We start from the raw sequence: 19,364 nt of genomic DNA on the forward strand, positions 1-19,364 counted from the left end.
TGAAACAGCCGAGGTAACGCCATGAATCGCCGCCAGTTTCTCGCCTCCGGCGCCACCCTCCTCGCAACCCGCCCAGCTTTTGCGCAGGAGCGCCCGTTCCGGACGAAATACTTTCCGATCAGCCCCGGGATCGGCCTGCACGACCTCACGCCCGCCCCCGACGGCACGGTCTGGTTCACCGCGCAGGGCAAGGGCATGCTGGGCAAGCTCGATCCGAGGGATGGCTCATTCAAGACGGTCAGCCTCGGCCAAGGCGCTGCCCCCCACGGCGTGACGATCGGCCCTGATGGCGCGCCCTGGATCACCGAGGGCGGCCAGAACGCGATCGCGCGAGTGGATCCCGGCGATCTCAAGGTCACGCTGTTCCGCCTCCCCGAGAAATTCGCCCAGGCCAATCTCAACACCGGCGTGTTCGACAAGGCGGGCATCTACTGGTTCACCGGGCAGTCCGGTTATTACGGCCGGCTCGTGCCAAAGTCCGGCGAGATGACGGTGTTCAAGGCGCCGAAGGGCATCGGGCCTTATGGCATCACCGTGACGCCGAAAGGCGACATCTGGTACGCCTCGCTCGCCGGCAGCTACATCGCCAGGATCGATCTTGCGACAGGCAACGCGACCGTCGTGCAGCCGCCGACGCCGAGTGCGGGCTCGCGGCGCGTCTGGTCGGATTCAAAGAGCCGGATCTGGGTCAGCGAGTGGAACAGCGGGCACGTGTCGGTGCACGATCCCGCCGACGGCGCGTGGAAGACCTGGAAACTGCCGGGCGAGAACCCCAGCGCCTATGCGGTTTTCGTCGACGACAAGGACAAGGTCTGGCTGACCGATTTTTCCGCCAACGCCATCGTCCGCTTCGATCCCGTGACCGAGAAATTCAACGTCTTCGCCAGCGACAAGCCGAATGCCAATGTCCGTCAGCTCGATGGAAGGCCGGGCGAACTTTGGGGCTGCGAGTCCGGGAACGACCGCGTGGTGCTGATCCAGACGCTCGCAACCGGTTGACGGCGGCGGCAATTGCGTCCATCCCGGCATCCCAAAGAGCGCGATCCTATCGCGCTCTAGCTTTTTTGATTGAGCATGATCCGGAAAACCGGTGCCCACTTTTCCGGATCATGCTCCAAAGGATGCAAACGATGGCGAAAAAAACCCTCCAGCTCGGCCGCCTGGTCGAATGGCCGCATACGCCGGAAGAAGCCCAGCTCGACCGCGTGCCCAATCCGCAAAAGGACACCGACTACCTGGTGCGCTTCACCGTGCCGGAATTCACCTCGATCTGCCCGGTCACGGGCCAGCCGGATTTTGCACACCTCGTCATCGACTATGCACCGGGCCAGTGGCTGCTGGAGTCGAAGTCGCTGAAGCTCTATGTCACGAGCTTCCGCAATCATGGCGCCTTCCACGAGGACTGTACCGTGATGATCGGCAAGCGCATCGCCTCCGAGATCAAGCCGAAATGGATCCGGATCGGCGGCTACTGGTATCCGCGCGGCGGCATCCCGATCGACGTGTTCTGGCAGACCGGCCGCGTGCCGAAGGGCCTGTGGGTGCCGGAGCAAGGCGTCGCGCCGTATCGCGGGCGGGGCTAGCGACGGACCGGTCGTGTTTTCCGCGGCTTCGATGTCAGCTTTGGCGTCGTTCGTTCTCGCTTCAAGGCAACCCGGCGCGCCGCATCCAGCGCAGACCGCGCCCAAGCCACCAGTTCATCGGGGTCGTCAAAGAGCCGTTCCGGCGCCCGCCAGAACGCGAGATCGATGGTGCCGCCCTTCTTCTCATAGTTCAGCGGCGGAAACGCCTCCGCTTCCTTCACGGCGGCGCGGTTGCCGTCATCGACACGCAAGTAAAGCGTGTCGTCCCTCACCATACCGAGCATGACGCCGTCGCAGAACACGCCCGTCTTGCCGAACATGCGCCGCACCGTGATGCGCCCGAGTGGCGCGAGCTGCTCGCGCAGAAACTCGATGAAGCTGTCGCTGGCAACCACGTTCGCTCCCTCAGGGGAGTGCTATGTTAACGCCGCGATATGCCCGATCAAGCGCGTGCGTCCGCCGGTGCGCGCTGCCTGAGCAGGCGGGCGCAGACCAGCCCCAGGACCACCATGATCCCGGCGCTCGCAAACAGGGTCGGCCCCTTGCCGCCATGCGCGAGCCCAAAACCATAGGCGAGCGGGCCGACGGTCTGTCCCATGAAGAAGAAGAACGAGTGCAGCGACAGCGCGGTGGCGCGTGCCTCGACCGACAACTCGCTGGCAAACACCTGAAGGCAGCCATGGGCCATGTAGAAGCCCCAGCCCATCACGACGAGGTTGAGTGTCTGGATTTCCCAGCGCGGACCGAAGGCGACCGCGACGAGCTGCGAAGCCACCAGGATGGTGCCCGCGATCATCATGCCCCTGACGCCGAGCCGCGGCAAAAGGCGCGACACCGTCATGGTGTAAAACAGCCCGCCGACCGCAAAGCCCGCGATGACGATACCGGCAACGGACAGCGATGTCTCACCGAGGTCGAACAGGAACGAGGCGACGTAGGGAAACAGGCCGAGCACGCAGCAGCCTTCGATGAACACGGCCGAGTAGCACACCGGCGCGTTCGGATTGGTGAAGATGGTGCGATAGCCGGTCTTCAGCGCCGAAAGGCTCGTCTTCGGCGGATGCTTGATCTTGGCGCCACGGAAGCCGGCCGCGACTGCAATCGAGGCCACGATGACCAGCACGCCGAGCACGGCCAGCACGCCGCGCCAGCCGAGGAAGTCGCCGATCAGGCCCGAGGCAGATGCGCCGAGGAGATTGCCGGTCATGGCGCCCGCGAGCGTGCGGCCGATCGCGATCTGCCGCTTCTCGGGCCCGACGAGTTCGCTGGTCAGGCTGAGCGCAATCGGAAACACGCCGCCGGAGCCGATACCGGCCAGGATACGGGTGGCAAACAGCAGCGAGAACGAGGTCGAGAGCGCACCGAGGATGCTGGCAACGCCGAGCACCGCGAGGCAGCCGATCATCAGCCTCGTCTTGCCGAAGAGATCAGCGGCGGCGCCGATCAGCGGCTGGATGATCGCGAAAGTGAAGGCGAAGACCGCGGCAAAGCCCGCGGCGGTCGCGATGCTGACCTGAAAGTCCTCGGCGATGTGCGGCAGCAGCGGATCGAGCGCCCGGGCCGAGAGCGCCGCCGCAAAGCTCGCACCTGAGATGACGTAGAGCGCCGGCGGCAAGCCGTGATCGTGCGGCCGCGCCTCCCCTTGCGGCATCAGCGCGCGCCGGCCTGCGACGGATTTTTCGCCACCGCGTCGAACGCCATCAGTGTCCGGATGAGGCCTTCGAACTCGCGCAAAGGCACCATGTTCGGTCCGTCGGACGGCGCATGGTCGGGATCGGGATGCGTCTCGATGAAGACACCGGCGACGCCGACCGCGACAGCCGCACGCGCCAGTACCGGCACGAATTCGCGCTCGCCACCGGAAGAAGCACCTTTCCCACCCGGCTGCTGCACGGAATGCGTGGCATCGAAGATCACAGGCGCGCCGGTGGTGCGTGCCAAGATCGGCAGCGCTCGCATGTCTGATACGAGCGTATTGTAGCCGAAGGAGGCGCCGCGCTCGGTGACGAGCACGTTGGAATTGTTGGCGCTCGTGATCTTGGTCACGACATTCGCCATGTCCCAGGGCGCCAGAAACTGCCCCTTCTTGACATTGACGACCTTCCCGGTTGCAGCCGCAGCCAGCAGGAGATCAGTCTGCCGGCACAGGAAGGCCGGGATCTGCAGGACGTCGACGGCCGGCGCGACCTCGGCGCATTGCGCCGCGTCGTGCACGTCGGTGAGCACTGGCAAGCCCAGCGACGAGCGGATCTCGGCGAATATCGGCAGGGACTGCGCCAGGCCCAGCCCGCGCGCAGCGGATGCGCTGGTGCGGTTGGCCTTGTCGAAGGAGGTCTTGTAGACGAGGCCGACCTTCAATCGGGTGGCGATCTCCTTGAGCGCGGAGGCGACCTCCAGCGCATGCTGCCGGCTCTCGAGCTGGCACGGGCCGGCGATGATCGCGATCGGCAGATCATTGCCGAACCTGACCGTGCCGACACCAACGACTGGTGCTGCAAAATGCTCTGCGCTCAAGACCAAAATCCCCTCGTTTCGACGCGACCATAGCGGCGATGAGGGGGGGATCAACCCTATTCGGCCCGCCCCCTCGAATATCAGGGTTGCGAAGGCGGCCCGGCGATGCCGGCCGTCACTTCACTGCGGAAAATGCGGTCGGCGCCAGGATCTGGCTGACGATGTTGGCGACGATCTGGCCATCCGCCTCCGTCTTGGCGCGCGCCTCGAGCCATTCCGGATCGGTCATGAAGGCGGTCCATTTCGTCTCGCGCTCGGCAAGGGACTGCCAGGCCAGAAAATAGGTCAGCTCCTGGTTGGATTCGCCGATCAGCGTGGTGAAGAACCCGGCCTGCTTGATGCCGTGCTTCTCCCAGAGCTTCAGCGTGATCGTGTCAAAGCGCTTGATCAGTGCCGGCAGCCGGCCCGGCACGCAACGATACTGGCGCATTTCGTAGATCATCTATTTCCTCCAAATTTCTTGCGCGGCGGTTATAGCGACTGCTGCAAGTGATGTCTTGACGTGATCACGCACGCCGCGCGGCCCGGCGCGCATGACTACTCAAGGGTTTGGCTCTGCAAGCGCCGTCCTTGAATGTCCATCTCACTCCGAAACCGGTCCAATTGCTGCGATGCCGCGAATTAACGCAACGTCCTAGGTTCCGTAATCAATTGATGGCCGGGATTGCCGGGAAAGAAACGGCAACCGCGAATCCACGTTGCCACCAAATTCTGTCTGCCCTCATCCCCGGGTGACGTGAGCGGCGACACAAACCCAGACGCCAGCTCGACGCGCCCAACTGTCGGTGTATCGTCCAAAGCCGGCCGACCCGTCGGCCCTGACATACGTCGTCCGTGCATGGATAATCGCCATATCACCCATGATCCGAATCCGCTCGTCCTCGTATCCCAAATTCGATATGGTTACGGGCTTCGCGATTTGTTCAAGGAATCCGGCACGATCAACCACTGATCCGTCGGGGTTGCTGTTGAGGAAATCGTCGCTCAGATGTTCGCGAAACCAATCGACATCCTTCATGGCGACCGAGCGCATATAGCCCGCGTTAAGGTGCTTCAGTGCGTTCATATCTTTTGCGGAAGCCGGTCGATCTTCCAGGTCGGACTTGATCGCAACACAATCGACTTCCACGTCAAATTCACCTGGCCAGGAAGGCACCGTTATAAAGATGCGCGCAGGTGACGAAACGGGGAAATAGCGTTGGTAGACAGCATTGAACGCATCGAAATTTGAACTATCGGGCGTGCAGTAGACATTGCATTTCACGACCTCCGGCAACGACGAGCCCGCAACCTCCAGACAAAGTTTCAGTTGGTCGAGCACGATCTCGGTTTGCTGCACGAACGGCAATCGCTTGACCTCGCCGGTGACCGGATCAAATGGCGGGAGGCCTGAGACATAAACCGTCTCACCGGCGACAATAACGGGACAGATCGGTCCCTTCCGCCGTCGCTCCAAATACGTTGAAATGGGTTCAACTCTGATGGGTTCGCGCTTCACGGCCGCCTCCTGCAAGACACTATCGATCAAGTGGACTCAACACTTCCTGTGCTGTCGCATCCGACGCGCTCGTTGTCTCCAGTCGTGAGTTTGGTGCATACCGAACTCACGTCGCTTGTTGATCCGATGCGGACGATGGTAGAGGGGGCTATGGTTGCAGCGGCGAATATGGTCGAGGTTGCAGCGCTCGTTGGCGATACGGCGCGCGCGACCATGTTGTCAGCCCTCATGGGTGGACAATCCTTGACCGGAAGTGAGCTGGCGTTCCTCGCGCGAATTTCGCGACCGACGGCCAGCGAGCACTTGTCCAAGATGGTCGACGCCCGGCTTATCTCGGTAACCAAGAAGCGCAGCTATCGGTACTATCGCATTAGCTCACCGCTGGTTGCCAACATGCTCGAGAGTATCAAGCTGGTGGCTGCTCTCGAGGTTCCTCCGCGATATCAACCTCGATCTGCGCGTGACGCCGCGCTGCGGTTCGGTCGGACCTGCTACGATCATTTGGCGGGTCGATTGGGCGTTGCGATTGCGGACTCTCTGATCGCCAGCGGCTGCATCGTTCTGGGTGAAGATGGTGGAGATGTCACCGATGCCGGCGCGAAGGTATTGACAGAATTTGGAGTCGACCTGAGCCATAAGCGCAAAAGCAAGCGCATCTTTTGCAAGCCATGCCTCGACTGGAGCGAACGCCGGTATCACATCGCCGGTCATATCGGAGCCGAGATCCAGCGATGCTGCATGGAGCTGAATTGGCTGGTTCGAGTGAATGATACACGGGCTGTGCAATTGACGACTGCTGGCCAGACCGGCCTTCGCGACACCTTCGGCTTGAACCAGTTGGATCTTCAGATCGACCCGCCGGACGTCAGGGTTGGTGTGTGAGCGCCCTGTTCTGCTGAACCCGAGACTAGCCGTTGGCATTCCGGCGAGAACGGGTCAATCGTTCCGCATAACCGTTACTAAACGAGACGCGACTGGACCATCGCGGCCTGAATGAACGACGCGAACAGCGGATGCGGTTCGAAGGGACGCGACTTCAGCTCGGGGTGGAACTGCACGCCGATGAACCAGGGGTGATCCTCGTATTCGACGATCTCGGGCAGCACGCCGTCGGGCGAGAGGCCTGAGAACTTCAACCCGTGCTGCTCGAGACGGTCCTTGTAGGCGGTGTTGACCTCGTAGCGGTGGCGATGGCGCTCGGAAATCTCGGTCGCGCCGCCATAGACCTGCGAGACGCGGCTGCCACGCGTGAGCGCCGCGGGATACGCACCAAGCCGCATCGTGCCGCCGAGGTCGCCGGCCTGCGAGCGCTTCTCGAGCTCATTGCCGCGCAGCCATTCGGTCATCAGACCGACGAGCGGTTCCTTCGTCGGACCGAACTCGGTGGAATTGGCCTCCTCGATGCCGACGAGATTTCGCGCAGCTTCGATCACCGCCATCTGCATGCCGAAGCAGATGCCGAAATACGGCACGTCGCGCTCGCGCGCGAATTGCGCCGCCTTGATCTTGCCCTCGGCGCCGCGCTGGCCGAAGCCGCCGGGCACCAGGATGCCGTTGACGTGCTCGAGGAACGGCGCAGGATCTTCCTTCTCGAAGATCTCGCTCTCGATCCAGTCGAGATTGACCTTCACCTTGTTGGCGATGCCGCCATGCGAGAGCGCCTCGATCAGCGACTTATACGCATCCTTCATGCCGGTGTACTTGCCGACGATGGCGATGGTGACGTTGCCTTCGGGGTTGCGGATACGCTCGTTGATCTGCTGCCAGCTCTGCAGCGCCGGCGGAATCCGCGAGCCGATGCCGAAGGCGGCGAGCACCTCGTCGTCGAGGCCGGCGACGTGATAGGCCTCGGGCACGGCGTAGATGCTGTCGGCGTCGCGCGCCTCGATCACGGCGCTTTCCCGCACGTTGCAGAACAGCCCGAGCTTGCGCCGCTCTTCCTTCGGAATCTCGCGATCGGTGCGGCACAGCAGAATATCCGGCTGGATGCCGATCGAGCGCAGCTCCTTCACCGAATGCTGTGTCGGCTTGGTCTTCAACTCACCCGCGCTCGGGATGTACGGCAACAGCGTGAGATGGATGTAGACGGCGTGATCGCGCGGCAGCTCGTTCTTGAGCTGGCGGATCGCCTCGAAGAACGGCAGGCCCTCGATGTCGCCGACGGTGCCGCCGATCTCGACCAGCACGAAGTCGTAATCGTCATTGCCTGACAGCACGAACTCCTTGATGGCGTTCGTGACGTGCGGGACCACCTGGATGGTCGCACCGAGATAATCGCCGCGGCGTTCCTTGGTGATGATGTCCTGGTAGATGCGGCCCGTGGTGATGTTGTCGGCCTTCGTCGCCGGCCGCCCGGTGAAGCGCTCATAGTGACCGAGATCGAGATCGGTCTCCGCGCCGTCATCGGTCACGAACACTTCGCCGTGCTGATACGGCGACATCGTCCCGGGATCGAGATTGAGATAGGGATCGAGCTTGCGGAGGCGGACCTTGTAGCCCCGGGCTTGCAACAGAGCACCAAGTGCCGCTGAAGCCAGACCCTTGCCGAGCGAAGAAACCACGCCGCCGGTGATGAATATGTACCGCGCCATGGGACTTAACCTTTAATCCCCCGAACTCGATTCGCCAAAGCGATTCGCGTCCCGCCCCAAACAATTTGCGGGCCTGTGGGTGAGCCAAAACTGAGTGTGTTGCCAGAACCTTGATGGGGATTGTTGATGCAGGACGCTAGGCACCGTCCTGCATGGCCCCTCTGCTTTATTGCGAACGTGGCGCCTGCGGACCGCTGGGCGCCTGATTCTGCTGCTGCTCGTCCGCCTTCTTCAGCGTATCCAGGACACCGCCCGAGGTCGGCGGCGCCACCGGAGCCGCACCACCGGCGGGCTGAGACTGCGACGCCGGCTGGCCAATGATCGAAGACGGCTTACGGTCGTACCCCGCATACCAGGACAGGAAGAGGCTGGTCAGGAAGAAACCGGCAGCCAGGATCGCGGTCGTGCGCGACAAGAGATTCGCGGTGCCGCGGCTCGACATGAAGCCTGCGCCTCCACCCATGCCGAGGCCGCCGCCTTCCGACTTCTGCAGCAGCACGGCGCCGATCATCACGGCGACGATCATGAGATGGATAACGATCACAACGGTCTGCATGGTACCCTTCCGTCACAAGCCGACAGCGCCGGTGCCGGCAGCCATCGCGCTTTGCGGGTTTTCCTGAAGTTGCGCGGTGTTACACGATCAGGACTGGCATTGCCACCCCCGATCGGTCCGGACTCCGCTTTGAGCCGCCTGCGCTTTGCCGGTTAGCTAAGGGCAGCCTTTGGCAATCGCAAGGAAATCGGCCGCCTTGAGGCTGGCACCACCGACCAGCGCGCCGTTGACGTTCTTGACCGCCATCAGTTCGGCCGCATTCGACGGCTTGACCGAGCCGCCATAGAGGATGCGCATCTTCGCCCCCTCGTCTCTGAAGCGGGAGATCAACAGTTCCCGGATAAAGCCATGAATCTGCTCGACATCCTTGGCCGTGGGGGTCAGGCCCGTGCCGATCGCCCAGACCGGCTCATAGGCCACGACCAGATTGTCGGCCTTTGAGCCGTCCGGCAGCGACAGGCTGAGCTGGCCACGCAGGATATCCAGGGTCTGGCCGGCATCACGCTGGCCTTGCGTCTCGCCGACGCAGACGATTGCGATCACCCCTGCCCGCCAGGCGGCCTCGGCCTTCTGCCGCACCAAATCATCGCTCTCGCCGTGGTCGGCGCGGCGCTCGGAATGGCCGACGATAATGGCGGAAGCGCCCGCATCCACCAGCATTTCCGCCGCGACATCCCCGGTATGGGCGCCGGAGGCCTTGGGGTGGCAATCCTGGGCGCCGACGGCGATCTTCTTTCCGGCCGTCTTGGCCGCAAAGGCCGCAATCAGCGTCGCCGGCGGACACACCAACAGATCGGCCTTGGCGGCGACCTCTGCCGCGCTCGTGAGCATGGCGTCGAATTCGGCAGCGGAGGCCTTCAGGCCGTTCATCTTCCAATTTCCGGCGATCAGCGGTCGGATGGCGTCTGTCATGTCCAAATTCCAGCGAAATGAGGGTCGGGATGCGCTAGCAGACCGGACGCCCCAGTTCCAGAGACCCGGCCCCGTTAACACAGCTTAAGGGAGCGGCAGGTTGCGGGGGGAAAGCCGCCACTTTATGATGCCATATCAATTCGGTGATGCGCTTTTGCGGAATCTGCTTTAAGGCGCGCCCGGTTCCCTCCTGCCAAACAAGTTGGACGCAATGCTTCGAGGAATGCGCAAGGCCTCATCAAACTGGCTCGGCAAAACGATTATGGCCGTGGTGATGGGCGTATTGATCATCAGTTTCGGCATTTGGGGTATCGCCGACATCTTCCGCGGCTTTGGGCAGTCGACCGTGGCCAAGGTCGGTGGCACCGAGATTTCGCTGAACGAATTCCGCCAGATCTATACCGATCGCATGCAGCAGATCGGCCGCCAGTTCGGCCGCCCGCTGACGCCTGACCAGGCTCGCGCCTTCGGCCTTGACCGCCAGGTGCTCCAGCAGACCATCGCGGAAGCCGCCCTCGATGAAGAGGCCCGCCGGCTCGGGCTCGGCGTGTCGGACGACGAGATCCGCCGCATGATCATGAACGACCCGAACTTCAAGGGCGCCGCCGGCAATTTCGACGCGCAGCGCTTCCAGGCCATGATCCGCAATTTCGGCTACACCGAGCAGCGCTACACCGCGGAGCAGCGCAGGGTGTCGGTGCGCCGGCAGATCACCGGCACGATCGGCGCGGGCCTCGAGCCGTCCAAGACCATGATCGACGCGCTGAGCCGCTATCAGAACGAGCAGCGCTCCATCGAATTCGTCAAGCTCGACGCGTCCCAGGCAGGCACCATCGATCCGCCCTCGCCCGAGGCGCTCGCCGCTTATTTCGAGGACCACAAGGTCCAATTCCGTGCCCCCGAATACCGCAAGATCTCCTTCGTCGTGATCTCGCCGGAGGAGATCGGCAAGTGGACCGACGTCTCCGACGACGACGCCAAGAAGGTGTTCGAGCAGCGCAAGGACCGGCTCGGCACGCCGGAGAAGCGCCAGGTGCACCAGCTCGTGTTCCCGACGGTCGAGGAGGCGCAGGCCGCGCGCACCCGGCTCGCGGGCGGAACGTCGTTCGAGGACCTCGCCAAGGAGCGCGGGCTCAGCGCGGCGGACGCCGATCTCGGCCTCGTCACGAAATCCGCGATCCTCGATCCGGCCGTGGCAGATGCCGCCTTCACGCTGCCCGCAGGCGAGATCAGCCAGCCCGTGCAGGGCCGCTTTGGCGTGGCGCTCGTCAAGGTCGACAAGATCGAGCCGGGCGCGGAGGCCAGCTACGCCAACCTCGCCGGCGACATCAAACGCGAGATCGCGGCCGAACGCGCCCGCGCCAAGGTCGCCGAATTGCGCGACAAGATGGAAGACGAGCGCGGCGGCGGCTCCAGCGTCATCGACGCGGCGCAGAAGCTCGGGCTTGCGGCCGTGACCCTTGAGGCTGTCGACCGGTCCGGCCGCACGCCGAACGGCCAGCCGGTCGCCAACATCCCGCAAGGGCTCGACGTGGTGTCGCAAGCCTTCAACAGCGATGTCGGCGTCGACAACGATCCGATCTCCTTCCGCGGCGGCTATGTCTGGTACGACGTGCTCGGCATCACGCCGTCGCGCGAGCGCAGCCTCGATGAGGTCCGCGACCAGGTCGAGGCGCGCTGGCGGCAGGACCAGATCACGACCAAGCTCCGCGCCAAGGCCACCGAGATCGTGCAGAAGCTCGAACAGGGCGGCAAGCTTGCGGACGAGGCCGCCGCCAACAACGCCAAGATCGAGACCGCCGCGGGCTTCAAGCGCGAGGACACGCCCGCCGGCGTGCCGTCGAGCCTGGTTGCGGCCGCATTCCGCGCCGCCAAGGACGGCGTCGGGCAGACCCCGGGTGCGGGCGGCGAGGTCATAATCTTCCGCGTGACCGACATCGTCGATCCGCCAGTCGATCTCGCGTCCGACGCGATCGCCAAGCTGAAGGAGAGCCTCGACCGTTCGCTGACCGACGAGCAGGTCGCGTCCTACGTCAACAAGCTTGAAACCGACATCGGAACCACCATTAATCAGGCCGCCTTCGCGCAGGTGACGGGCGCGAACCAGTAATCAGTTGAAAGCACGCGATGGACGACCTGAAATCGATCATTGGAAAAGTGGCGACCGGCGCCAGCCTGTCGCGTGACGAAGCCGCCTCCGCCTTCGATGCCATGATGTCCGGCGAGGCCACGCCCTCGCAGATGGGCGGGCTTCTGATGGCGTTGCGTGTGCGCGGCGAAACCGTGGACGAGATCACCGGTGCGGTCTCGGCGATGCGCGCCAAGATGCTGCGCGTGAGCGCACCGGCGGATGCCATCGACATCGTCGGCACCGGCGGCGACGGCTCGGGTTCGGTGAACGTCTCGACCTGCGCGTCGTTCATCGTCTCGGGCGCCGGCGTGCCGGTCGCCAAGCACGGCAACCGCGCGCTGTCGTCGCGCTCGGGCGCAGCCGACGTGCTGGCCTCGCTCGGCGTGAAGATCGATCTCAAGCCCGAGGACGTTGGTCGCTGCGTGCGCGAATGCGGTATCGGCTTCATGTTCGCGCCCGCGCATCATCCCGCGATGAAGAACGTCGGCCCGACCCGCGTCGAGCTCGCCACCCGCACCATCTTCAACCTGCTCGGACCGCTGTCCAATCCGGCCGGCGTGAAGCGGCAGATGGTCGGCGTATTCTCCCGGCAATGGGTGCAGCCGCTGGCACAGGTGTTGAAGAATCTCGGCTCCGACTCGGTCTGGGTGGTGCATGGCTCCGACGGACTGGACGAGATCACCCTCACCGGCCCGACCTTCGTCAGCTCGCTGCACAATGGCGAGATCAAGACCTTCGAGATTACCCCCGAGGACGCAGGTCTTCCGCGCTGCGACGCCGTCGGCTTGAAGGGCGGCGACGCCGACGCCAACGCGATCGCCTTGCAGAGCGTGCTCGACGGCAAGCCGAGCGCCTATCGCGACGTCGCGCTGGTCAACGCGGCCGCAGCGCTGGTGGTGGCCGGCCGCGCCAAGGACATCAAGGAAGGCGTGGCGCTCGGCGCCAAGTCGATCGACAGCGGCGCCGCGACGGCGCGGCTAAAACACCTGATCGCGGTCTCCAATAGCTGAGCCTTGCATGTCGGACATCCTGACCAAGATCGAGGCGTATAAGCGCGAGGAGATCGCGGCGGCCAAGCGCGCACAGCCGCTTGCCGCCGTGGAAGCCAAGGCCAAGGCCGCACCTGCACCGCGCGGCTTTCTGGGCGCGATCCGCAACAAGCTCGCCAATGGCGACTATGCGTTGATTGCCGAGGTCAAGAAGGCGTCCCCCTCCAAGGGGCTGATCCGTCCCGATTTCGATCCGCCGCTGCTCGCAAAGGCCTACGAGGCCGGCGGCGCGGCCTGCCTGTCAGTGCTGACGGATACCCCCTCCTTCCAGGGTCATCTCGACTTCATGGTCGCGGCGCGGGCGGCGACGTCGCTGCCGGTGCTGCGCAAGGATTTTCTGTTCGACACCTATCAGGTGGTCGAGGCCCGCGCTCATGGTGCCGATTGCATCCTGATCATCATGGCCGCGCTCGACGATGCGGTGGCAAAAGATCTCGAGGACGCCGCGCTGTCTCTGGGCATGGACGTCCTGATCGAGATCCATGACGCGAGCGAGCTCGACCGCGCGCTAAAACTGCGCTCGCCGATGATCGGGGTCAACAATCGCAACTTGCGCACCTTCGAGACCACGCTCGCGACCAGCGAGGCACTGGCGCCGCTGATCCCCGAGGGCCGGCTGATGGTCGGCGAAAGCGGCATCTTCACCCCGGCAGACCTCGCCCGCCTCGAGCGCGTGGGCATGTCGACCTTCCTCGTCGGCGAAAGCCTGATGCGGCAGGCCGACGTGACGGCTGCCACCCGCGCGCTCCTGTCTCGCGAGGCCCCGCGCGCCACGGGCACGCGCTGAGATGGCGCGTTCACCGTCCAAGGCCAAAGCAAAGACAAAACCCGCCCTCACCCATATCGGCGCCTCCGGCGAGGCGCGGATGGTGGACGTGTCGGAGAAGCCCGCGACCGAGCGGCTCGCCGTCGCGGAGGGGCGCGTCATCATGACCAGGGCCACGCTCGACCTGATCCGCTCCGGCAACGCCAAGAAGGGCGACGTGCTCGGCACCGCCCGCATCGCCGGCATCATGGCGGCCAAGCGCACCTCGGAGTTGATCCCGCTCTGCCATCCCCTCGCGCTGTCGAAGGTGACGCTCGACATCGAGCCTAACGACAAGCTGCCGGGTTGCCTCGTTCGCGCCGCCGTGAAGGTCACGGGTCCGACCGGCGTCGAGATGGAGGCGCTGACCGCCGTCTCGGTCGCCTGCCTCACGATCTACGACATGATCAAGGCGGTGGAACGCGGCGTACGTATCGAGGGCATCCATCTCGTCGAGAAGAAGGGCGGCAAGTCCGGCCACTACCGCGCCTAGAGCATGATCCGGAAAAGTGTGCAGCGGTTTTTCGACAAGATCATGCTCAATCAAACAGAGCGCACGCACTGAACTATTCCGCCTCGCGCTGGCGCTCACGGTAGGCACGCGTCTTCATCCGGTTGCCGCACAGCGTCGACATGCACCAGCGCCGCGTGGACGGTTTGGACCGGTCGTAGAACACCCGGCGGCATTCCTCCGACGCGCACATCTTCAGCCGGTCCAGCGTACCCGCAAGCGTGGCATCGTGAAACTCGATGGCGATGGCCGACAGGCCAGCAAGGGCATCCCGACGCACCGCTGCAAGCATTGCGCCGCGGCCCGCACGTGCCTCCACCCGCAACGGAAACGGTTCGAGCGCGCCATCGAGCGCGCCTAGGATATCCCTGTTCCTGCGCCGCTCGGTCGGCTCGCATTGCAGATAGGCGCGCAGCGCCCCGCGCAGCCGCAGCGCGGCCCGGAACATCGCCGGCGTGATGTTCGCGCCGCCCTCGCCCATGCCGTGCTCCGCCAACCATTCACCAAGCGCCCTCGGGCCGGAGAGCGCGTCGCTCTGCGGATGCTGGACGCCGAAATGCGTGAAATGGCGGACATCGAGCGAATTGGCGAAGTCGTAGAGACTGGCCAGCTCGTCGGGAACCCTGAATTTACAGGATTGCTTCGACATAAACACCAGTAAATCATTTTTGATGGTTCGCGGCAACTGACACATGTATAAATTGTTTACTGGTGTCATAGATCGCGTCAGACCACGGAGGCCGAGATGACAACGGACACAACGACAATCACCCGCCCCCGCATCTTCTACGGCTGGCTCGTCGTCGCCGCCGCGTTCGCGGTGACGTTCGTCGGCTTCGGTTCCGCCTACACGTTCAGCGCGTTCCTGGAACCGCTCCAGCACGACTTCGGCGCATCACGCGGCTCGGTTTCGCTGGTGTTCTCGATCGCGGGCTTTCTGTATTTCGCGCTCGGGGTCGTGAGCGGCCCGCTCGCCGACCGCTTCGGCGCACGCCCGCTGGCCGTGACAGGCATGGTTGTGGTCGCCGCGGGCCTTGCGGCCGCGAGTACGGCACGCTCCCTCACCGAGGTCTATCTCGCCTACGGACTTGGAATAGGCCTCGGCGTCGGCTGCGCCTACGTCCCTGCGATCGGCGCGGTGCAGCGCTGGTTCGTCAAACGCCGCGGCTTTGCATCCGGACTCGCCGTAAGCGGCATCGGGCTCGGCACGCCGGCGATGCCGCCGATCGCTTCGCTGCTGATCGCGACATTTGGCTGGCGCGGGTCCTATCTGGTGCTGGCCGCTGTCGCAATCGTGCTGGGCGGCGGGATCTCATTGCTGCTCGAGAACGATCCGCGCGATCGCGGCCTCGGCCCGGACGGCGACCCGCCTGAGGCCGCACGCGCGATCAAGGGCGCAGGCACCCCGGTGCTGGAGGCCGTACGCTCGGCCCGGTTCGCCGGCCTCTATCTGTCGTGCCTCGTCTGCTCGTTCGGAGCCTTCGTTCCATTCGTGCATCTGGTGCCCTACGCACGCGATCACGGCGTTGCGAGCACGTCCGCCGTGCTGCTGCTTGGCACGATCGGCGTCGGCAGCACCGCCGGGCGCTTCCTGCTCGGCGGGCTTGCCGACCGGATCGGCCGCGACCGGTCGCTGATCATGGTCCTGCTCGGCATGGCACTCGCCATGGCGATCTGGGCGATCTCCGCGAGCGCCTTCGCGCTCGCCGGCTTCGCCTTCGTCTATGGCGTGTTCTACGGCGGTTGGGTCGCGGTGCTCCCCGCCGTGGTGATGGACCATTTCGGCGGGCGCAACGTCAGCGGCATCATCGGCATTCTCTACACCAGCGTCGCGTTCGGCACGCTGATCGGGCCGAGCGCCGCAGGCTTCGCCTACGACGCCACGCACAGCTACACACTGCCGATCCTGATCAGCGCCGCTGCGAACGTCGTCGCGGCGCTGATCGTGGCGGCGCCCCTGTTGTGGAGCGGAACGCGAACGGTCAGCGAAGCGAAGAGCTGATCGATCCGAACTTGCTGTTGAGCTTGCTGCCGAGCCCATTGACGACCGTGATGATGGCAAGCGCGATGCCGGCGGCGATCAGTCCGTATTCGATCGCAGTGGCCCCGGACTCGTCGGCAATGAACTGCTGCAATGTCGTCTTCATGATCCTGTTATCCTGTCCTCTCCCGTGGGATGACGGAACCACTCGCAAATCGCGTGCCAGAGCCCGCGTGAGCGTCGCCAGCACGTTAGATGGTTAACTTTTCGTCGACGGCAGGCGCAGCCGGCAAGAATGACCGGTCATATGCACGACACCGGCAATAAGTGCTGGCCCGCTCATCGCAACGCACGTCATGAAGTCCATATCCGATTTACCCTCCATTAACCGCGCTTCCTAACGCGGCCTCCACATCGTTCCCGTAAACCGACGGGTGTTTCCGGGCTCAAGAACTGATCCTGGCGTGTGCACGGCAGCGTTTCAGATCATGACGGGATTCGGCAGTCGCCTCCTCGATCAAGCGGCAATGATCCGCAGCGGACCGATCCGCTGGCTGGTGGTGGGCGGCATGCTGCTGATTGCGGCGATCGCGATCGGCGCGACGCTGATGGCCCAGAACTTCCGCGAACGGGCGCTTCGCAACAGTGCGCGCGAGCTCGACAACACTGCGCTGCTCCTCGCCCACCATTTCGACCAGCAGCTTCAGGATTTCGAGGTCATCCAGAAGGACCTGATCGCGAACATGCGCGCAAGCGGCATCGCGAGCGTCGAGGACTACCGCAGGCGCCTGTCCGCGCAGGATGTGCATCGGATGCTTCGCTCCAAGATGGAGGCGCTGTCCTATGTCGGCGGCGTCAACATCTTCGATGCCGACGGCGAACTGATCAATTCCTCGCTCGCCTGGCCTCCACCGAAGGTCAATGTCGCCGACCGCGCCTATTTCCGGACCGTCAAGTCCGACCCCCGCGCGCCGGACGTGGTGGTCGAACCCGTGAACAGCCGCGTCTCGGGCATGTGGACGATCCTGATCATCCGCAAGGTCACAGGCCCGAATGGCGAGTTCCTTGGCGTGGTCGGGCGCGGCATCGAGCCCGCCAGTTTCGAGAAATTCTTTGCCTCCGTCGCGCTCGGCGAGGGCGCGACGATCTCGATGCTTCACCGCGACGGCACGCTGCTCGCCCGCTACCCCCATGTCGACGACGCAATGGGGCGGAACTTCAGGAACGGGCCAGAGGCCCAGCGGATATTCGACATCGATCACTTCACCGGCCGCTTCACGAGCACGGTCGACGGCGAGGACCGCCTGATCTCGTCACACGCCCTGCCCCACTTCCCGATCGTGATGGTCGCGACCAACACACGGGCGGCAGCGCTTGCGGACTGGCGCGAGCAGATCGGTTTCCTGGTCTCGATCGCCATCGCCTCGGCTCTCGCCATCGCCGGGCTGCTGATTGCCGTGGTTCGCAAGCTGTCCGCACAGCACCGCCGTTCACGGGAGCGTCTCACGCTGGAGAAGCAGCGGCTCGACCGCGCGGTCAACAACATGACCCAGGGGCTTCTGCTGTTCGACGACTCGCGAAGGCTGGTGGTCTGCAACCAGCGCTATCTGGAAATGTATGGGTTGTCGGCCGGCGTCGTGAAACCCGGTTGCAGCTTCCACGACATCATCGCGCATCGCAAGGCGACCGGGTCATTCACCGGCGATGTCAACCGCTATGCCGCACGTGTGCTGCGCGACATCCACCTGCGCAACTCCATGGTCGTCGACACCTCGGACGGCCGTTCGATCCAGATCGTCAACGAGCCGCTCGCCGACGGCGGATGGGTCGCGACGCATGAGGACATCACCGAGCGCCGGCGCACCGAGGAGCGCATCACGCATCTTGCGCATTACGATGCGCTCACCGACCTGCCCAACCGCACCATGTTCCACGAGCATCTGCGGGACGCATTGGGTGCGATCGCCGGCGGCGAGCAGATCGCCGTGCATTACATCGACATCGACGAATTCAAGGGCGTCAACGATGCGCTCGGCCATCTCGTCGGCGACGAGCTGCTGAAATCCATCGCCGCCCATCTGAACCGCTGCGCCGGCGAGACCGAATTCGTCGCCCGCCTCGGCGGCGACGAATTCGCGATCGTGCAGAGCGCCGTGACCTCGCCCGACCACGTCACCGATCTCGTGGCGCGGGTGTTCGCCGCCATCCGTGAACCGTTCGACTGCATGGGCCACCATCTCGCCACCGACGCTTCGATCGGCATTGCGCTGGCGCCGGACCATGGCACCGAGCTCGACCAGATCCTGAAGAATGCGGATCTGGCGATGTACGCCGCAAAGGCCGCCGGCCGCCGCACCTATCGCTTCTTCGAGCCGGAGATGGATGCAAAGGTGCGCGAGCGGCGGCAGCTCGAGACCGATCTTCGGCATGCCATCGCCCATGGCGGGCTCGAAGTGTTCTACCAGCCCTGCCTCAGCCTGAAGGACGACACCATCACGGGCTGCGAGGCGCTGGTGCGCTGGCGCCATCCGGAGCGCGGCATGGTTTCGCCCGCCGAATTCATCCCGATCGCGGAGGACACGGGCCTCATCAACGAGATCGGCGAGTGGGTGCTCGCGAGGGCCTGCCGGGATGCTGCGACCTGGCCGGATGACATCCGCGTTGCGGTCAACGTCTCGCCCGTGCAGTTCAAGAGCGGCACGCTGGCGCTGAAGATCATGGCGGCGCTCGCCGCCTCCAACCTGCCGGCAAGCCGGCTCGAGCTCGAGATCACCGAGGCCGTGCTGATCCGCGACGACGACACCGCGCTCGCCATCCTGCATCAGCTGCACGCTATCGGCGTGCGCATCGCGCTGGATGATTTCGGCACCGGCTACTCGTCGCTGAGCTACCTGCACCGCTTCCCGTTCGACAAGATCAAGATCGACCGCTGCTTCGTCGAGGACATTGCAGGACCCGACGGCTCCTCCAGCATCGTGCAGGCCGTGGTCGGCCTCGCCGCCGCGCGCCGCATGACCACGACCGCGGAGGGCGTGGAAACCGAGGAGCAGCAGCGCCTGCTCCGCTCGCTCGGCTGTAGCGAGATGCAGGGCTATCTGTTCAGCGCGGCGAAGCCGGCCGACAAGGTGCAGGAGCTGTTCACGCTCCACCGCCGCCGTCTTGCCCAGAGGAGCGGCCACGAAAGCCGTCGCCGCGAAGCGGGCTAGGTGCGAGGCCTTGCGTTGTAGTTCGGG

At 64.4% G+C, this 19,364-nt stretch carries 19 protein-coding genes and 1 pseudogene; 9 read left to right on the plus strand and 11 right to left on the minus strand.

Annotation, left to right across the window (positions count from 1 at the left end; genetic code table 11):
• Positions 1–21: 21 nt before the first annotated feature.
• A complete protein-coding gene (locus tag NLM33_RS07625; protein ID WP_254095486.1) occupies positions 22–999 on the plus strand; it encodes a lyase in 978 nt (325 codons plus the stop codon).
• A gap of 122 nt (positions 1,000–1,121) precedes the next feature.
• A complete protein-coding gene (queF, locus tag NLM33_RS07630; protein WP_254105681.1) occupies positions 1,122–1,583 on the plus strand; it encodes a preQ(1) synthase in 462 nt (153 codons plus the stop codon).
• Here the strand turns inward: queF and NLM33_RS07635 are convergent.
• From NLM33_RS07635 to NLM33_RS07660, 6 genes and pseudogenes are all read right to left on the minus strand, one after another.
• Positions 1,580–1,978, minus strand: coding sequence for a TfoX/Sxy family protein (locus tag NLM33_RS07635; RefSeq protein ID WP_254095487.1), 399 nt, complete (start codon positions 1,976–1,978; stop codon positions 1,580–1,582). The genes queF and NLM33_RS07635 overlap by 4 nt on opposite strands.
• A gap of 47 nt (positions 1,979–2,025) precedes the next feature.
• Positions 2,026–3,234 carry an MFS transporter gene (locus NLM33_RS07640; RefSeq protein WP_254095488.1) on the minus strand — a complete coding sequence of 403 codons (1,209 nt, stop codon included), beginning with the start codon at positions 3,232–3,234 and terminating at the stop codon, positions 2,026–2,028.
• Positions 3,234–4,097, minus strand: coding sequence for a 3-deoxy-8-phosphooctulonate synthase (gene kdsA / locus NLM33_RS07645; RefSeq protein ID WP_254095489.1), 864 nt, complete (start codon positions 4,095–4,097; stop codon positions 3,234–3,236). The genes NLM33_RS07640 and kdsA overlap by 1 nt, the downstream gene beginning before the upstream one ends.
• Positions 4,098–4,212: 115 nt before the next feature.
• Positions 4,213–4,539 carry an NIPSNAP family protein gene (locus NLM33_RS07650; RefSeq protein ID WP_254095490.1) on the minus strand — a complete coding sequence of 109 codons (327 nt, stop codon included), beginning with the start codon at positions 4,537–4,539 and terminating at the stop codon, positions 4,213–4,215.
• A gap of 279 nt (positions 4,540–4,818) precedes the next feature.
• Positions 4,819–5,163: a nuclear transport factor 2 family protein gene (locus NLM33_RS07655; RefSeq protein ID WP_254105682.1), complete on the minus strand. Its 345-nt coding sequence runs from the start codon at positions 5,161–5,163 to the stop codon at positions 4,819–4,821.
• Between the two features lie 39 nt (positions 5,164–5,202).
• Positions 5,203–5,595 (minus strand): annotated as a pseudogene (locus NLM33_RS07660) (RidA family protein); the annotation flags it as partial.
• A gap of 150 nt (positions 5,596–5,745) precedes the next feature.
• Between NLM33_RS07660 and NLM33_RS07665 the strand changes: the two are divergent.
• A complete protein-coding gene (locus tag NLM33_RS07665; protein ID WP_254095491.1) occupies positions 5,746–6,477 on the plus strand; it encodes a helix-turn-helix transcriptional regulator in 732 nt (243 codons plus the stop codon).
• 77 nt (positions 6,478–6,554) lie between these two features.
• On the opposite strand, the gene NLM33_RS07670 is transcribed toward NLM33_RS07665, so the two are convergent.
• The 3 genes from NLM33_RS07670 to tpiA all read right to left on the minus strand — a co-directional run bounded on the left by NLM33_RS07670 (position 6,555) and on the right by tpiA (position 9,654).
• Positions 6,555–8,186: a CTP synthase gene (locus NLM33_RS07670; RefSeq protein ID WP_254095492.1), complete on the minus strand. Its 1,632-nt coding sequence runs from the start codon at positions 8,184–8,186 to the stop codon at positions 6,555–6,557.
• A gap of 166 nt (positions 8,187–8,352) precedes the next feature.
• On the minus strand, positions 8,353–8,742 hold the full coding sequence (gene secG, locus NLM33_RS07675; protein ID WP_027522638.1) for a preprotein translocase subunit SecG: 390 nt from the start codon (positions 8,740–8,742) through the stop codon (positions 8,353–8,355).
• 156 nt (positions 8,743–8,898) lie between these two features.
• Positions 8,899–9,654, minus strand: a complete 756-nt coding sequence (gene tpiA, locus NLM33_RS07680; RefSeq protein WP_254095493.1) for a triose-phosphate isomerase — start codon at positions 9,652–9,654, stop codon at positions 8,899–8,901.
• A gap of 211 nt (positions 9,655–9,865) precedes the next feature.
• Between tpiA and NLM33_RS07685 the strand changes: the two genes are divergently transcribed.
• Genes NLM33_RS07685 through moaC form a run of 4 tightly spaced genes read left to right on the plus strand, consistent with a single transcriptional unit; the run spans position 9,866 to position 14,132 of the window.
• Entirely contained in the window at positions 9,866–11,764 is a 1,899-nt protein-coding gene (locus NLM33_RS07685; RefSeq protein ID WP_254095494.1) for a peptidylprolyl isomerase, read from the plus strand.
• A 17-nt stretch (positions 11,765–11,781) separates the two neighbouring features.
• Complete coding sequence (gene trpD / locus NLM33_RS07690) at positions 11,782–12,795, plus strand: anthranilate phosphoribosyltransferase (protein WP_254095495.1); 1,014 nt, start codon at positions 11,782–11,784, stop codon at positions 12,793–12,795.
• Between the two features lie 7 nt (positions 12,796–12,802).
• Positions 12,803–13,621 (plus strand): indole-3-glycerol phosphate synthase TrpC, encoded by an 819-nt coding sequence (gene trpC / locus NLM33_RS07695; RefSeq protein ID WP_254095496.1) that lies wholly within the window; start codon positions 12,803–12,805, stop codon positions 13,619–13,621.
• A 1-nt stretch (position 13,622) separates the two neighbouring features.
• On the plus strand, positions 13,623–14,132 hold the full coding sequence (gene moaC / locus NLM33_RS07700) for a cyclic pyranopterin monophosphate synthase MoaC (RefSeq protein WP_254095497.1): 510 nt from the start codon (positions 13,623–13,625) through the stop codon (positions 14,130–14,132).
• Positions 14,133–14,205: 73 nt separating this feature from the next.
• On the opposite strand, the gene NLM33_RS07705 is transcribed toward moaC, so the two are convergent.
• Positions 14,206–14,799 (minus strand): CGNR zinc finger domain-containing protein, encoded by a 594-nt coding sequence (locus NLM33_RS07705; protein WP_254095498.1) that lies wholly within the window; start codon positions 14,797–14,799, stop codon positions 14,206–14,208.
• 96 nt (positions 14,800–14,895) lie between these two features.
• On the opposite strand from NLM33_RS07705, the gene NLM33_RS07710 reads away from it, so the two are divergent.
• Complete coding sequence (locus NLM33_RS07710) at positions 14,896–16,152, plus strand: MFS transporter (protein WP_254095499.1); 1,257 nt, start codon at positions 14,896–14,898, stop codon at positions 16,150–16,152.
• Here NLM33_RS07710 and NLM33_RS07715 read toward each other — a convergent pair.
• Complete coding sequence (locus NLM33_RS07715) at positions 16,133–16,297, minus strand: Flp family type IVb pilin (protein ID WP_254095500.1); 165 nt, start codon at positions 16,295–16,297, stop codon at positions 16,133–16,135. The two genes, NLM33_RS07710 and NLM33_RS07715, sit on opposite strands and share 20 nt — an antisense overlap.
• 319 nt (positions 16,298–16,616) lie before the next feature.
• On the opposite strand from NLM33_RS07715, the gene NLM33_RS07720 reads away from it, so the two are divergent.
• On the plus strand, positions 16,617–19,337 hold the full coding sequence (locus tag NLM33_RS07720; RefSeq protein ID WP_371930106.1) for an EAL domain-containing protein: 2,721 nt from the start codon (positions 16,617–16,619) through the stop codon (positions 19,335–19,337).
• Positions 19,338–19,364 lie beyond the last annotated feature (27 nt).

Origin of the sequence: Bradyrhizobium sp. CCGUVB1N3 (assembly GCF_024199925.1) — a bacterium.
In the GTDB taxonomy this organism is placed as follows: Bacteria; Pseudomonadota; Alphaproteobacteria; order Rhizobiales; family Xanthobacteraceae; genus Bradyrhizobium.

Bases quoted from the DNA above. Each gene is read 5' to 3' on its own strand.
- NLM33_RS07625 (WP_254095486.1), top strand. From the start codon at position 22: ATGAATCGCCGCCAGTTTCTCGCCTCCGGCGCCACCCTCCTCGCAACC.
- queF (WP_254105681.1), top strand. From the start codon at position 1,122: ATGCAAACGATGGCGAAAAAAACCCTCCAGCTCGGCCGCCTGGTCGAA.
- NLM33_RS07640 (WP_254095488.1), bottom strand. From the start codon at position 3,234: ATGCCGCAAGGGGAGGCGCGGCCGCACGATCACGGCTTGCCGCCGGCG.
- NLM33_RS07650 (WP_254095490.1), bottom strand. From the start codon at position 4,539: ATGATCTACGAAATGCGCCAGTATCGTTGCGTGCCGGGCCGGCTGCCG.
- NLM33_RS07655 (WP_254105682.1), bottom strand. From the start codon at position 5,163: ATGAACGCACTGAAGCACCTTAACGCGGGCTATATGCGCTCGGTCGCC.
- NLM33_RS07665 (WP_254095491.1), top strand. From the start codon at position 5,746: ATGGTTGCAGCGGCGAATATGGTCGAGGTTGCAGCGCTCGTTGGCGAT.
- NLM33_RS07670 (WP_254095492.1), bottom strand. From the start codon at position 8,186: ATGGCGCGGTACATATTCATCACCGGCGGCGTGGTTTCTTCGCTCGGC.
- secG (WP_027522638.1), bottom strand. From the start codon at position 8,742: ATGCAGACCGTTGTGATCGTTATCCATCTCATGATCGTCGCCGTGATG.
- tpiA (WP_254095493.1), bottom strand. From the start codon at position 9,654: ATGACAGACGCCATCCGACCGCTGATCGCCGGAAATTGGAAGATGAAC.
- NLM33_RS07685 (WP_254095494.1), top strand. From the start codon at position 9,866: ATGCTTCGAGGAATGCGCAAGGCCTCATCAAACTGGCTCGGCAAAACG.
- trpD (WP_254095495.1), top strand. From the start codon at position 11,782: ATGGACGACCTGAAATCGATCATTGGAAAAGTGGCGACCGGCGCCAGC.
- trpC (WP_254095496.1), top strand. From the start codon at position 12,803: ATGTCGGACATCCTGACCAAGATCGAGGCGTATAAGCGCGAGGAGATC.
- moaC (WP_254095497.1), top strand. From the start codon at position 13,623: ATGGCGCGTTCACCGTCCAAGGCCAAAGCAAAGACAAAACCCGCCCTC.
- NLM33_RS07705 (WP_254095498.1), bottom strand. From the start codon at position 14,799: ATGTCGAAGCAATCCTGTAAATTCAGGGTTCCCGACGAGCTGGCCAGT.
- NLM33_RS07710 (WP_254095499.1), top strand. From the start codon at position 14,896: ATGACAACGGACACAACGACAATCACCCGCCCCCGCATCTTCTACGGC.
- NLM33_RS07715 (WP_254095500.1), bottom strand. From the start codon at position 16,297: ATGAAGACGACATTGCAGCAGTTCATTGCCGACGAGTCCGGGGCCACT.